This is a genomic window from Halomonas cibimaris (assembly GCF_055379665.1).
Map to the genome: position 1 here is coordinate 678,463 of NZ_AP043828.1, position 14,387 is coordinate 692,849.

11 protein-coding genes and 1 pseudogene are annotated in these 14,387 nt (G+C 60.8%); 5 read left to right on the forward strand and 7 right to left on the reverse strand.

All coding sequences use genetic code 11. The features are described from left to right. The first annotated feature begins 8 nt into the window (after positions 1 to 8). Both ACZ415_RS03110 and cydB read left to right on the forward strand, forming a co-directional pair. Positions 9 to 1,421 carry a cytochrome ubiquinol oxidase subunit I gene (locus ACZ415_RS03110; RefSeq protein ID WP_344702005.1) on the forward strand — a complete coding sequence of 471 codons (1,413 nt, stop codon included), beginning with the start codon at positions 9 to 11 and terminating at the stop codon, positions 1,419 to 1,421. Further along, positions 1,418 to 2,416, forward strand: a complete 999-nt coding sequence (gene cydB, locus ACZ415_RS03115; RefSeq protein ID WP_344702007.1) for a cytochrome d ubiquinol oxidase subunit II — start codon at positions 1,418 to 1,420, stop codon at positions 2,414 to 2,416. The genes ACZ415_RS03110 and cydB overlap by 4 nt, the downstream gene beginning before the upstream one ends. 114 nt (positions 2,417 to 2,530) lie before the next feature. Here cydB and ACZ415_RS03120 read toward each other — a convergent pair whose 3' ends face one another. Together ACZ415_RS03120 and ACZ415_RS03125 are read right to left on the reverse strand one after the other, a co-directional pair. Beyond that, a complete protein-coding gene (locus ACZ415_RS03120) occupies positions 2,531 to 3,184 on the reverse strand; it encodes a peroxiredoxin (protein WP_344702009.1) in 654 nt (217 codons plus the stop codon). A gap of 389 nt (positions 3,185 to 3,573) precedes the next feature. Continuing rightward, positions 3,574 to 4,629 (reverse strand): annotated as a pseudogene (locus ACZ415_RS03125) (RNA-guided endonuclease InsQ/TnpB family protein); the annotation flags it as partial. Positions 4,630 to 4,954: 325 nt separating this feature from the next. Here ACZ415_RS03125 and uraH point away from each other — a divergent pair. Further along, positions 4,955 to 5,371 carry a hydroxyisourate hydrolase gene (uraH, locus tag ACZ415_RS03130; protein WP_344702011.1) on the forward strand — a complete coding sequence of 139 codons (417 nt, stop codon included), beginning with the start codon at positions 4,955 to 4,957 and terminating at the stop codon, positions 5,369 to 5,371. A gap of 65 nt (positions 5,372 to 5,436) precedes the next feature. Here the strand turns inward: uraH and pyk are convergent, their stop codons facing one another. From pyk to ACZ415_RS03155, 5 genes are all read right to left on the reverse strand, one after another. Beyond that, entirely contained in the window at positions 5,437 to 6,915 is a 1,479-nt protein-coding gene (pyk, locus tag ACZ415_RS03135) for a pyruvate kinase (protein ID WP_344702019.1), read from the reverse strand. 48 nt (positions 6,916 to 6,963) lie between these two features. Then, complete coding sequence (locus ACZ415_RS03140) at positions 6,964 to 7,851, reverse strand: 2-hydroxy-3-oxopropionate reductase (protein WP_344702013.1); 888 nt, start codon at positions 7,849 to 7,851, stop codon at positions 6,964 to 6,966. Between the two features lie 82 nt (positions 7,852 to 7,933). Then, on the reverse strand, positions 7,934 to 8,710 hold the full coding sequence (gene hyi / locus ACZ415_RS03145; RefSeq protein ID WP_344702015.1) for a hydroxypyruvate isomerase: 777 nt from the start codon (positions 8,708 to 8,710) through the stop codon (positions 7,934 to 7,936). A 177-nt stretch (positions 8,711 to 8,887) separates the two neighbouring features. Then, complete coding sequence (locus ACZ415_RS03150; protein WP_344702017.1) at positions 8,888 to 10,036, reverse strand: RNA-guided endonuclease InsQ/TnpB family protein; 1,149 nt, start codon at positions 10,034 to 10,036, stop codon at positions 8,888 to 8,890. A gap of 291 nt (positions 10,037 to 10,327) precedes the next feature. Beyond that, positions 10,328 to 11,584 (reverse strand): ISL3 family transposase, encoded by a 1,257-nt coding sequence (locus ACZ415_RS03155; RefSeq protein ID WP_464387777.1) that lies wholly within the window; start codon positions 11,582 to 11,584, stop codon positions 10,328 to 10,330. 132 nt (positions 11,585 to 11,716) lie between these two features. Between ACZ415_RS03155 and ACZ415_RS03160 the strand changes: the two genes are divergently transcribed. Both ACZ415_RS03160 and ACZ415_RS03165 read left to right on the forward strand, forming a co-directional pair. After that, a complete protein-coding gene (locus ACZ415_RS03160) occupies positions 11,717 to 13,336 on the forward strand; it encodes a methyl-accepting chemotaxis protein (protein ID WP_344703744.1) in 1,620 nt (539 codons plus the stop codon). 148 nt (positions 13,337 to 13,484) lie between these two features. Beyond that, positions 13,485 to 13,958 (forward strand): META domain-containing protein, encoded by a 474-nt coding sequence (locus ACZ415_RS03165; protein WP_344703746.1) that lies wholly within the window; start codon positions 13,485 to 13,487, stop codon positions 13,956 to 13,958. The last annotated feature ends 429 nt before the right edge of the window (positions 13,959 to 14,387 follow it).

A 14,387-nucleotide genomic window follows, 5' to 3' on the forward strand; every position in this document is an offset into this window, starting at 1 on the left:
AGGTCATCATGGAGCTGGATCCGCTGCTGCTCTCCAGGCTGCAATTTGCGTTCGTGGTGCTGTTCCACGCCATTTTCCCGGTGTTTACCATCGGCCTGGCATCCTACATTGCCCTGCTGCACGGCCTGTTCTACAAAACCCAAAACCCTGCCTGGGACCGTTTGGCCCTGTTCTGGACCAAGGTTTTCGCCGTGGTCTTTGGCATGGGCGTGGTGTCGGGCATCGTCATGTCGTTTCAGTTCGGCACCAACTGGAGCAACTTCTCTCAGGCCACGTCCAACTTTTTAGGGCCGGTGCTCAGCTATGAAGTACTCACGGCGTTTTTCCTTGAGGCCGGCTTTCTCGGCGTGCTGCTGTTCGGCCGAGACAAGGTGCCCGAAGGCGCGCACCTGTTCGCCGCGCTCATGGTGGCGCTTGGCACGTTCATTTCCTCGTTTTGGATTCTTGCCGCCAACAGCTGGATGCAGACCCCGGTGGGCTATGAGCTGGTCGACGGCCAGTTCCACATCACTTCCTGGAGCGAGGCCATCTTCAACCCGTCGTTTCGCTATCGCTTTGCCCACATGGTCATGGCGTCATTTCTGACCGGGGGCTTTGTGGTGGCCGGCGTCAGCGCCTGGTTTCTGCTGCGCCAGCGCGACGTCGAGGCCAACAAGAAAGCGCTTTCCATGTGCCTGTGGCTGCTGCTCTTTTTGGCACCGGCCCAGGCCGTGGTCGGAGATTTCCACGGCATCAATACCCTTGAGCACCAGCCCACCAAGGTAGCCGCCATGGAGGGCAACTGGGAAACTCAGGCCGGCGCACCGCTGCTGCTGTTTGCCCTGCCCGACCAGAGCGCCCAGACCAACCGCTGGGAGCTGGCCATTCCGCATCTGGCCAGTCTGATTCTGACCCACGATGTCAACGGCACGGTGCCCGGGCTCGAGGAGGTGGCCGCTGACAAGCAGCCGCCGGTGTTTATCGTCTTCTGGGCGTTTCGCATCATGGTCGGTCTGGGCCTTGCGATGATTGCCGTGGCGCTGGCCGGGCTGGTGCTGCGCCGGGGCGGGCGCGTCTACCGCCATCCGCTCTATCTGAAAACCCTGGTGGGCATGATCGGCGCGCCTTTCGTGGCGGTATTGGCCGGCTGGGTGGTCACCGAGTCCGGCCGCGCGCCCTGGCTGGTCTACGGTGTCATGACCCACGCCGAGGGGGTAACGCCGTCTCTTTCCGGCGGTACGGCACTGTTTTCGCTGATCGGTTACATGGCGGTATACGCTGTGGTGTTCATGGTGGGGATCTACTACCTCACCCGGGTTATCAAAAGCGGCATGCTGCCCGAGCCCGACGAAGTCCACGGCGAGGTGGAGCGCGCCAAGCGCCCGCTGTCCGCTGTGCATACGCCTTTTGACGACAACGACCTGCGGGAGGCCAAGTCATGAGTCTGGATATTACGCTTGTGTGGGCCGGCATTATCGGCTTTGGCGTCATCATGTATGTATTGATGGACGGCTTTGATCTGGGGCTGGGGATTTTGTATCCCTTTGCCCCGGATGAAACGTCACGCGATGTGATGATGAACTCGGTCGCCCCGGTATGGGACGGCAACGAAACCTGGCTGGTACTGGGCGGCGCCGGCCTGCTGGGTGCCTTTCCGCTGGTGTATTCGGTGTTTCTGCCGGCGCTTTACATCGGCGTGTTCCTGATGCTTGCGGGCCTGATTTTCCGCGGCATTTCCTTTGAATTTCGCTTCAAGTCGAAAAAAAATCGCCACTGGTGGAACCGCGCGTTCTGCTGGGGCTCGGTGGTGGCAACCTTCGCCCAGGGAGCGGTGGTCGGTGCCTATATTCAGGGCTTTCCGGTGGAAGACAGGGTCTTTGTCGGCGGGCCTTTCGACTGGCTGACACCGTTTAGCGTGCTGACCGGGCTGGGCTTGATGGCCGGCTACGCCCTGCTCGGGGCCACCTGGCTGATTTTGAAATCCGACGGCTACGTGCAGGATTGGGCCTACCGGATTACGCCCCGGCTGCTGCTGGCGGTGCTTGGCATTTTTGCCATTGTCAGCCTGTGGACACCGCTGGTCAGCGTTGATGTGCGCGAGCGCTGGCTCAACCAGCTGCACGTGATCTGGGTCTTGCCGATTCTCGCCATGGCCTGCGCCGCCGCCCTTTATCGGGCGGTCAAACGCCGTGAGCAAGGTCGGCCTTTCCTGATGACGCTGGGGCTTTTTGTCTTTACCTACCTGGGCATGATTGCCAGCAAGTGGCCGGTTATCGTCCCGCCCGACTACACCATCTGGGACGCCGCCTCGGCGCCGGCCTCGCAGATGTTTCTGCTGGTCGGCACGGTGCTGGTGATTCCCATCGTTCTTGCCTACACCGCCTGGTCGTACTGGGTGTTCCGCGGCAAGGTAAAAGCGGATGACGGCTACCATTAACCCACTCGCTGCCGGCAAACCGCAAGAAAACCGCCTCGCTTTTTGCGAGGCGGTTTCTTTTTTGCCTGCATGCCCGTTCAGCCTGCTTGAGTTTACTGCGGCGGGCGGAGAGTGTCAGTGCGGCTGGCGGGTTTTGCGCACGTAGGGCAGCGGCGCCTCGAACTCGCCGAACCTGGCCCGGGCATCGTCGTCAGAGACGGTCGGCGGAATAATCACATCTTCGCCGACGCGCCAGTCGGCCGGTGTGGCAACGCCGTGGCCGGCGGCCGTTTGCAGCGCGTCCAGCGCGCGCAGAATCTCACCGAAGTTACGCCCGACGTTCATCGGGTAGGTCATGGACAGCTTGAGCTGCTTGTCCGGGCCGATGATAAATACCGAACGTACCGTGGCGCTGTCCGCCGGCGTGCGGCCGTCCGGCAGGTAGGCCTCAGCCGGCAGCATGTTGAACAGTTTAGATACCTTGAGATCTTCATCGGCAATGATGGGAAAGCCCACATCGCTGCCGCAGTAGGTTTCGATATCGTCAATCCAGCCCTTGTGCTCTTCCACGCCGTCCACGGAAACGCCGATCACCTTGGTGCCGCGCTTTTTCCACTCGGCATCGAGTCTGGCAACGGCGCCGAACTCGGTGGTGCACACCGGGGTAAAGTCCTTGGGGTGGGAAAACAGGATCGCCCAGTCATCGCCGATCCAGTCGTGAAAACGGATGGGGCCCTGGCTGGTTGACGCTTCAAAATCCGGAACGGTCTCGTTGATACGTAGCGACATCGTTGACTCCTGACGGTTATATGAGCAGCGTCTTGGATAGGTGCGGGATGATCAAATACAAAAGCCATCATAGCGCAGCGAATTTTTATAGCCAAATCGCATTAAATAAAAAATTATTATTACTTAATTACGATAACCACCTGGCCAAGCGGCAAACGGAAACAACACTTTTTTACAAAATTCAGCCGTACCGACAGTGTCTTGCCCGCAACGATCCCGAGTCGCAAAACCTCAACACCGTGGACGGGCTTTTGCTGCTCGGCGGCGGCGTACCGCTGATACTCCCCGCCCGCTGCGCTATGCGCTTTGGGCGAGGGTTCCCGGGTCACCCCGAGAACCTTCCTGCTTCCACGCGCCTTCACTAGACCGTGACGATCAGGCCACAGCCCCGATCCAGTCGCTCCACAGGCTACCTCCGCCCGTCCGGCGGTTTCGATATTCCTGGCCGCGTTGATATCGCGGTCAATGGCCTGGCCGCAGCCGTCACAGTGCCAGTGGCGCTGCGATAGCGGCAGCTTTTTGATCTTGTGGCCGCAATGGTGGCACGTCTTGCTGCTGGGCAGCCACCGGCTGACCTGAATGAGCTGGCGGCCCGCCCAGTCGGCCTTGTAGGCCAGCTGGCGCAGGAACTCGCCCCAGCCGGCATCGCTGATGGCTCTGGCCAGTGTTCTGTTTTTGAGCATGCCGGTGATGTTCAACGTCTCGACGCAGATCACTTGGTTTTCGTTGACCAGCGTCCGGGTGGCCTTGTGCATGGCGTCGCGGCGGCAGTCCGCGATTTTGGCGTGCAGACGCGCCACCTTGCGGCGCATTTTGTGGCGGTTGTTCGAGCCTCGCTGCTTTTTGCTCAGTCGGCGTTGCAGGTAGGCCAGTTTGGCGGCGTACCGTTTGAGGTAGCGCGGGTTGCCCGACTTCTGCCCTTGGCTGGTGATGAACAGGTCGGTCAGCCCCAGATCAATACCTACGGTGTTAGGAGAGAACGGCAACGGCTCGGGCGTGAATTCGCACAGGCAGCTGATGAAGTAGCGGCCTGCACGGTCGCGTGAAAGGGTGACGCTGGACGGGGCGCCGGGCAATGGGCGGCTCCAGCGGATCGGCAATGGCGCCTTTGTTTTGGCGATAGTGATCTCGCCGTCCCGATAGCGGAAGGCGGCTTTCGTCAGCCGAATGGATTGCCGACCATCCTTGGCCTTGAAGCGCGGATATCGCGCCTTGAGCTTGGTGTTGAAGAAGTTATCGAAGGCCGCTTTTTGATCGCGCAGGGCTTGTTGCAGGATCACGCTGGACACGTCCCTCAGCCACGGATATTCCGCCTTGAGGGCCACCAGCCGCTTTTCCGCTGCCGAGTGGGTGAGCGTTTCCCCGCGCTGCTGATACGCTTCGGTGCGATAGGCCAGGGTGTTGTTCCAGACAAAACGCACGCAGCCAAACGATTGCGCCAGCAAGGCGGCTTGTTCGGGCGTCGGATAAAACCGTTACTTGTAGACGCGCTTCGTCATTTTGTATAAATATCAGGTGGTGATGGGACCTTCAACCCCGGCACCGCGTTGCGGTGCGCGCTTTTATCACCGCCCGCATGGGGCGATGCTTTACGCGCTGATGAGTAAAAATTGACAATGCGGTTATTGGCGCCATTGGCGTAGCCGGTGCCGGCGGCTCGGCCATTGACGAAGGCTGTGCCCTTGACGCTATCAGCAAAGTACTATAAAAATTCGCCCGCATGCCGAAATACGTATAACGTCTGAACAACTTTATTTCCGGAGACGCACCATGAGCACCAAACTGACTGCAGCGCTTGCCACCGGCGCTTTGGCTGCCACCCTGGCTACCACCGCCATCGCCGCTGACAACCCCTTGAGTGTACACGTGCTCAATATCGAAAATGGCCTGCCCTCGTCCGGCGTTGATGTCACCCTGGAGCAAAAGCAGGACAGCGGCTGGAAGCAGCTCAGCGCCGCGACGACCGGCGAAAACGGCCGTATTAATGCGCTCTACCCCGAAAACACGGCACTGGCCAACGGCACCTACCGCGTAACGTTTGAGACCGGCGAATGGTTCAAAAACCATGAAACCGCAACGTTTTTCCCCGAAATTCCGGTGGTCTTCTCCATTGACGGCGAGCTGGATCACTACCACATTCCGCTGCTGCTGAGCCCGTACGGCTACTCAACGTACCGCGGTAACTGATCCCCGCTTGCCAACGCCTGCCCGGACGGCGGCATCGCCCTGCGTAAGGCTTGCCCGAGCAGGGCCTAGGCGCCGCGCCGGTGGTCGGCGGTAACGCTGAGAATCGTCAGCGTGTTGGTGCCGCCATGGGCATTTCTGTGATCGCCGCGGGTGACGATGACGTGGTCGCCGACGTGGGCAAGCCCCTCTTCGACCAGCAGCGCCAAGGCGTTGTCGTGAAGCGCGCTGGCCGCCATGTGGCTGGTATCAAAGGCCAGCGACACCACGCCGCGATACAGCGCCATGCGCCGCTGGGCGACAGCGCTGTGTGCAAGCCCCACAATGGGCAGGCCCGAGTGAATGCGCGAGGCCATCAGCGCGGTATAGCCGCTTGATGTCATACAGGCAATCGCGGCCACGCCTTGCAGGTGGTTGGCGGCGTACATCGCCGACAGCGCCACGGTCTCGTCGCTGCGGGTAAAGCCCTGGTGAATCCGGTGGCCGGATTCCTGAGCGCTGCGTTCACGCTCGGCCCCCAGGCAAACGCGATCCATGGCTTTTACGGTGTCGACCGGAAAGTCGCCGATGGCCGTCTCGGCGGAGAGCATCACCGCGTCGGTACCGTCGAGTACGGCGTTGGCCACGTCGAAAACTTCGGCTCGGGTGGGCAAAGACGATTCAATCATCGACTCCATCATCTGAGTGGCGGTAATCACCGCACGATTCAGGCTGCGCGCGTGCTTGATAATGCGCTTTTGCACGCCAATCAGCTGGGAATCGCCGATCTCCACGCCCAGATCACCCCGGGCCACCATGACCGCGTCGGATGCCCGGATAATGCCGTCCAGGGTGTCGTCATCGGCTACGGCCTCGGCGCGCTCGATCTTGGCCACCAAACCGATTTCCCGGCCTTTCTCGCCCAGCAGCCGACGCGCCTGTTCTATGTCGGCGGCGCTGCGCGGAAACGACACGGCCATGTAGTCCACGCCGATATCCAGCGCGGTTTGCACATCCTCTTTGTCCTTGTCGGTCAGCGCCGGTGCGGACAGGCCGCCGCCGAGCTTGTTGATGCCTTTGTTGTTGGAGAGCGTACCGCCGACCACCACGCGGGTGTGGACTTCACAGCCCTTGACCGCGTCAACGTCAAGCACCAGGCGGCCGTCATCCAGCAGCAGGCGATCGCCCATGCTCAGGTCATCCGCCAAGGGCTTGTAGTCGCAGCCGACCCGGGTGGCGTCGCCGGCGTCGCTGTCAAGCTCCATGTCAATAACGAAGGGCTGACCTTCTTCGAGCTCGACTTCGCCGTCCTTGAAGCGGGCGATGCGAATCTTGGGGCCCTGCAGATCGGCAAGGGCGGCGACGCTTTTGCCGATGCGCTGGGCAATGTCACGCACCTGCTGCAGGCGGCTGCGATGCTCGGCTGCCGTGCCGTGGGAAAAGTTCAGACGCACAACGTCAACGCCGGCGCGCAGCATGCGCTCCAGCTCGCCCTCACGGTCACTTGCCGGCCCCAGGGTGGCAACAATTTTTGTGCGGCGAATGGGCGTATAGGCGCTGTTGTTGATACGAACGTTATTCACATAAACGGTATTCATTTAAACCTCAGCGGCGGACTACTGCCCGATTTCGTGATTGGCCAGCTGTTCCAGCACACAGGCGATGCTCGCATGGTCCCGTTCGGCGCCGCCGCTGGCAACGCAGGCCTGCAGCAGCTGCTGAACGTTGGCAGTACCCGGCAGCGACAGGTTCAGCGTCCGCGCACCCTCCAGTGCCAGGTTGAGGTCTTTATGATGCAGCTTGACCTTGAAGCCCGGGTCGAAGGCGCGGTTGATCATGCGCTCGCCGTGAACGTCGAGAATTTTCGACTGCGCCAGCCCGCCAAGCAGCGACTCGCGCACCTTGGCAACGTCGGCGCCGGCCTTGGAGGCAAACAGCAGGCCTTCGGCAACGGCTTCGATGGTCAGCGCCACCACGATCTGGTTGGCCGCTTTACAGGTCTGGCCCGCGCCGTTTTCGCCGATATGGGTGATAGATGAGCCCATCACTTCAAGCACCGGCTTGCCGCGCGCAAAGGCCGCTTCGCTGCCGCCTACCATCACGGTAAGCGCGGCATTGATGGCGCCGCCTTCGCCGCCGGATACCGGCGCATCGAGATAGTCACCGCCGGCCTGCTTGATGCGCTGGGCAAAGTCCTGGGTGGACATCGGCGCGATGGAGCTCATGTCGATCACCAGGGTATCTTTTTTCAGGCCCTCGATGACGCCGTCTTCGCCGAACAGGACTTTTTCCACATCCGGGGTGTCCGGCACCATGGTGATGATGATCTCGGAGTGTTCGGCAACCGCCTTGGGGCTTGCGACCACGTTAGCGCCTTTTTCCTTGAGATCAGACGGCAGCGGCGAGCTGTGCAGCGCGGTGTAGATGTCGTGGCCGGCGTCCAGCAGGTGGCCCGCCATCGGGCGACCCATGATACCCAGTCCAATAAAACCGATCTTGCTCATGTCGTTCTCCTACGCAAATTGTGTGTCGCCAAATAGCGTGTCGCCAAACAGCGTGTTGCAGCATGCACCGGGCGTTGACGGATCAGCGCACGCTGTCAAGCCAGTCCAGCCCTTCCTGGGTGCCGGCGGCGGGCTTGTACTCGCAGCCGATCCAGCCGCTATAGCCCAAGCGGTCAAGGTGGCTGAAGAGAAAAGGATAGTTGATTTCACCGGTGCCCGGCTCGTGGCGGCCCGGGGTGTCAGCCAGCTGCACGTGGGCAATGCGCTTGAGGTGCTTTTCGATGGTCGGCGCAATGTCGCCTTCCATAATCTGCATGTGGTAGATGTCGTACTGCAGTTTAAGATTATCGCTGCCCACCGCGTCAAACAGCGAAAGCGCCTGCTCGGTGCGGTTGAGGAAAAACCCCGGGATGTCGCGGGTGTTGATCGGCTCGGCGATCAGCAAAATCCCTTCGGCCTTGAGCTTGTCCGCGGCAAAACGCAGGTTGTCGATCAGCGTCTTGCGCGCCTCTTCGTCGCTTACGCCTTCCGGCTGCTTGCCGGCCAGGCAGTTAAGCTGAGCGTTGCCCAAAACCCTGGCGTATTCGATGGCCTGATCCACGCCGTCGCGAAACTCGTCCACGCGGTCCGGGTGACAGCCGATGCCGCGCTCGCCGCCGGCCCAGTCGCCCGCCGGCAGGTTAAACAGCACCTGCTCCAGGCCGTTGTCGTCGAGACGCTTTTTGATCTCGGACGCTTCGAAGTCGTAGGGGAAAAGGTACTCCACGCCCTTGAAGCCGGCCTTGGCGGCGGCCTGGAAGCGGTCGAGGAACTCCACCTCGGTAAACAGCATGCTGAGGTTAGCAGCAAAGCGAGCCATGGCAGCTTTCCTGTGTTAGCGGATATGTTCTTCCCCGGCCCCTGGGCCGGGCGCGTCGTGCGGTTCGTTGTGGCGACATTGGTATGGGTCGTCTTATTGTGCTTTACCATGGCGCGGCCGCGTCTTGACTGCTCCCCTCCCTTCGCGCTTTAGCGCATCAGGAAGAGGATTCCCACTTCATCGAGAATCGGACGCAGGGGCGTGCCCTGTGCCACTTACATTCTCTCCAAGGGCTAACACCGCCAGCCCGGCGGCTTTAATGTTGACCGCGGCGTTGATGTCGCGGTCATGGTGCGAGGAACACTCCGGGCAACACCAGGCGCGGATATGCAGGGGCATGTTGTCCATGACATGGCCGCAGTCAGAGCAGCGTTTGCTCGACGGATACCAGCGGTCGATCTGAACCAACTGCCGACCTGCCCAGAGTGATTTGTATGTTAGCTGGCGCACGAATTCGCCCCAGCCGGCATCGCTGATCGACCTGGCCAGCGAGCGGTTTTTGACCATGTTCTTGACCGACAGGCTTTCGACGCAGATCACTTGGTTCTCGTTGACGATCTGGCGGGACAGCTTGTGCAAGTTGTCCTTCCGGCAATCGGATATTTTGGCGTGAAGTCGGGCGACTTTCCGGCGGGCTTTGGCACGATTCGCCGAGCCAGGCGCTTTCTTGCTCAGCCGTCTTTGTGCCCTGGCCAGTCTGGCCGCGTACTTTGCCGTGTGGCGGGGATTGCCGATTCGATGCCCGTCGCTGGTCACAAACAGGTCTTTCAGGCCGAGGTCGATACCGATCATTTTTGGCACCACGGCCAGAGGTTTCGCTTCCTCCTGGCATAGGCAACTGATGAAGTATCGACCCGCGACATCCTTGGAAACGACGACGGTGCTGGGCGTGGCGGGAAGCTCGCGGCTCCACCGAATCGCCAGCGGCTCCTTGCACTTGGCAAGAAAAATCCGGCCGTCGCGGTACTTGAACGCCGAGCTGGCAAATGTTGCCGACTGGCGATGGTGCTTGCTCTTGAAGCGTGGGTACCGGGCCTTCCCGGAAAAGAAGTTCTTGAAAGCAGCCTGCTGATGCCGCAGGCATTGTTGCAGCGGCACCGAGCTGACTTCCGACAGGAAAGCCGTCTCCGGCGCCTTCTTCATTCGGGTCAGGAAGGCACTGGCATCGTTGTAGCTGACCGTTTCCTGACGCTGATAGAACGCATCGGTGCGATACCGCAGCACTGCATTCCAGACGTATCGCACGCACCCGAACGTCCGCGCCAGCAGGACTTCCTGCTCGGGCGTCGGATAGAATCGGTATTTGTAGGCACGATCAACCGTCATTCTTACAAGCTATCTCAAGTTATGTAACATGGCAATCATTAAAGCCCGAGGTGCCCATCGGGCACCGCGCTTATATCCCCTCCCTTCCCCCGCCGGGCGTCAGGAAAGGGTTTTACGCGCCTTTGGATAAAAAGGGCAGCACGCCTCTTTTCGACCTTGGTCGCTAGCCGGAAAAGCCTGATGCGCTGTCTCTTGCCCTGACGCAAGCGTCGGCAGGGAAAAAAGTGGATAATGCCGAAAATGATGCCGTGAATACGCCCTGTTCACGGCATTATTGGGTTCTTCGTCGTTTCATGTGGATTTGGCCTGATCCAGCAGGCGGCCCACCGGGCTGCCGATCAGGTAGATCATCGCGATGAAGTTGGCCTCGTTCCGGTAACCACGTGCGCGTGACTTGGCCGCCTGGAAGAGTCCGTTCATGCCTTCCAGCCGCGCGTTGGTCAGTCCCGATATCCAGCGCCTCACCACCTGCTCGGCATGTCGCTCCAGCGTCGTCAGGGCCTTCGCCATCGGCTTGAGCAGTGCCTGGCCGGTGACGGCCTCCCGCATGACCTTGAGGTAGTTCGTGATGCGCCACCGGGCGGCACGCGGCGTCGGCGCCTTCTGGATCCAGCGCAGCTTTTCCTTGATCACCCAGGCATCGCCGGTGGCCCCCTGATCGGCTACCAGCTCCTGGAGGGCAGCGACCTGCTTGGCCGTCATATTGCCGTTATCCAGGTTCTTCAAGACCGCCCACCGGAGGGCTTTGGGATGCCCCTTCTCACGGCGTTCCTTCTTGCGGACCTCGTCCAGCGCCTTGGTGAAGGTCTGCACGATGTGGAACCAGTCGACCGTCACTTCGGCGTTGGGCAGGTGCTCGGCCACGCCGCTGAGGAACGCCTGAGACATGTCGCAGACCACCTCGACCACGTTGTCCGGGTCACCGCCATGCGCCGCCAGGAAGGCGCTGAAGGCCTTGATGGCGGCCTTGCCATGGCCCGGGACGGCGAAGAGCACCGGCTCCTGCTTGCGCTGCATGTCGAGGAACACCGTGACGTAGCGCTGGCCGCGCCGGGAGGCCGTTTCGTCCACGCCGACAGTGGCCACGCTGGACAGATCCAACTCACCCAGCATGCGCCCCACGTAGTGGTGCACGATGCGCCACAGGCGCTTGTCCGAGATCTCCAGTTGCCGGGAGACGGCCAGCACCGGCATCTCCTTGACCAGCGACATGGCCGCCTGCTCAAACAGCAGGGTGAAGTCGCTGCCAGGGCGGGCCCAGGGCACCTCGATGCGCTTGACGCCATGCTCGGGGCACTTGGTGCGAGGCACCCGCGCATGCAGGTAACAGTGGTGCTGGAAGAAGTTCAGATGCCGCCACGTCTTGTCGGCGAAGTCATGGGCCGGGCAGGCCTTGCCGCACTCAGGGCAGGGGTAGAGGCTGCCCCGCTCGGCCTCGACGTAGAGGTCCAGGCGGTGGGGCGAGACGGCGGTATCCAGGTGCTGGTCCTTGAGAACCCAAGGTGCTTCCAGGCCCAAGCCGAGGGTCAGAATCTGGGTGCCGTCCATGCCATACCTCCTGTCCATGTGGAGGTCATATCCTGGCCCAGCTCAGGGGGCGAATTCCACACCCAACGACGAAGAGCCCATTATTGCTTGCTTCACCTTGTTTATCTGTCCTGCTATCGGAGAACAAAGCGAATGAAACTCTGGGACAATCTCACCATGCGCATGAGCTGGACGCTGGTCCTGCTGACGTTTCTGGCAATGATGCTGGTGCTAAGCGGTGCCGGCCTCTACGCCGTCGACCACAGCCGCCAAAGCATCCGGCAGCTGACCCAGGTCAACGTTAGCCAGCAGTCAGCGCTCAATCGCCTCAATTCCGCACTGCAAAACATTCGTCTGGATCTTGCCGATCTTTACGTCGATCGCGTTGAACAGAACAGCCCCGGCGCAGCCGCCAGGCGCCAGCAAGTCGCCGAGCTTGATGAAACGCTGGATCAGGCCAGCGCCCTCTTTACCGAATTTGTTGACCTGCCGGCCGCCGAGCAGCACTCAGCGCTGATTACAGCGCTTAAAGACAGTTTCGTGCGCCTGCGGGATGCCCACCTGCAGCCGCAGCTAAACGCTTTGGCACAGGGCGAGCTGGCGGCGTATCGCAGCGGCCGCGAGGGCTCCCGGCGCGCCTACGACGCCTTTTATCAGGATGCCGCGCGCTTTTTTCGTACCGTAGAAGAGCAGGGCGGCGCGCGCCTGGAGCGCTTTGATACCGTGGTCGACTTTGCCACCGCGATCATTATTGCGGTGTTCGTCTTCGCACTGGCAGTGACCGCGCTGATCTATTGGGGGGTCGGTGCGAACCTGATTCGTCCTATCAAACGCTTGATTCAGCAGTTCGACATCATGGCTGAGGGCGATCTTTCCCACCGCCTGGAAAGTCGCGGCAGCAATGAGATCGGCCAGCTGTACGCCGCGCTCGACCACATGCAGCAGGCGCTGCTCAATACCGTCACCACCGTGCGCGACAGCAGCAGCGAGGTCTATGACAGCGCCAGCCATATTGCCCAAGGCAACCAGGACCTGTCCGCCCGCACCGAGCGTCAATCGGCCTCGCTGACCCAGACGGCCTCCAGCATTGAAGAAATGACCTCAACCATGGAGCGCAGCAGCGACAATGCCTCTCAGGCCAATCGCGTAGCGGAGGAAACCGCCGACAAGGCAGAAAACGGCAGTCACGTGGTGCAAAGCGTAGTCGAGCGTATGCAAGAAATTCGCCAAAGCTCACGCCAGATTACCGACATCATCACGCTGATCGACTCCATCGCGTTTCAAACCAACATTCTTGCGCTCAACGCCTCGGTAGAAGCCGCCCGCGCCGGCGAGCACGGCCGCGGCTTTGCCGTCGTCGCCAGTGAAGTGCGCCAGCTCGCCACCCGCAGCGCCAGCGCCGCTACCGATATCCACAAGCTGATCGACACCACCGCCCAGCAGGTAGAAGCCGGCGCCGAGCAGGCCGATTTGGCCGGCGATACCATGAACGATATCATTGCCTCGGTCAGGCGCGTCACCGCGCTAATGGAAGAAATCGACGTCGCCACCCGAGAGCAGCGCAGCGGCATCCAGGAGATCAACACAGCGATCAGCGACATGGAGCAGACGACCCAGCAAAACGCCACCATGGTGCAGCAGGCAAGCACAGCGGCCCAGCAGCTGCAAAGCGAGGCCGACCGCCTCAACCAGATCGTGGCGCGCTTCACCCTGCCTCGGGATAACGACGCCGCCGCAGACGCCGCGCAGCACCCGGCCCTGCCGGCGTTTTAATCCAAAAGCGGGCAAAGCGCCGGCCGCTTTTGCTGCATTCACATAAACCTGACACGCTATCAGCTTGGCACGCTATAAGCCCGGCACGCTGATTGCGCGTGCCACTGCTACGGCACATCGACTTACCCTGACGAATGCGAGAAACAACATGCAGCGCACGATAAAAACCGCAGGCGGCTCCATGCTTTTGGGGCTGGCCCTTGCTCTGACCGGCTGCGCAAGCAGCCACACCGGCGAGCAGCCGGCCGCCGATAAAACGCCGGACGTAGCACTGACCGACACCTACTGGAAACTGGCCGCGCTGGAAAACGGCCCGCCGGTCACCGCCCAGGATAACCAGCGCGAAGCGCATTTTGTCCTGCACAGCGAAGGGCAGCGCGTCGCCGGTGCCACCGGCTGCAACCAGCTGATGGGTAACTACAGCCTAAGCGAGAAACGCCAGCTCCGCTTTGCCCAGCTGGCCACCACCATGATGGCCTGCCCGGATAGCCAGGGAGTGGAGCGCGCGTTTCTCGATGCGCTCAACCAGGCCAGCGGCTGGGACATCAGCGGCAAAACGCTGACCCTGACCGGCGCCAACGACGCGACGCTTGCCCGCTTCAAAGCCGTGCACCTGTATTGAAAGCGCCTCGCCAGTTGTTTTTATACGCAAAAGCCCCGTCAAAACGGGGCTTTTTTGCGCTCGGACGCTTGCTTGTGGCCGCCAGGTGTATGGTTCCGAAAAGTAGTGGCCAGGGTTTTCATGAAATCTCTTGGGTTCCTCCTGCCAGCGCCTTCTGCTTGCATACATACGAACATGTATGTATGTTACAAGCCCTTAAATCATTGTTAAAATTCCGGTTTTGTACTCTGTAGTGGCCGGGTTTTCCGGCCGCTACATCGCTGTGCAGCGTAGGGGCCTTGGGCAGACTGTCAAAACCAGCTGGCCAAATTCACTATGCCACTACATTTGTGATGGCGAACCTTTTCTCTACGTTTTTCACCCGAAAATAAAAAAACCCCGCTTCGCGGGGCTTTATGGATCACCTTAATTTTTAATCGTTACAAATTA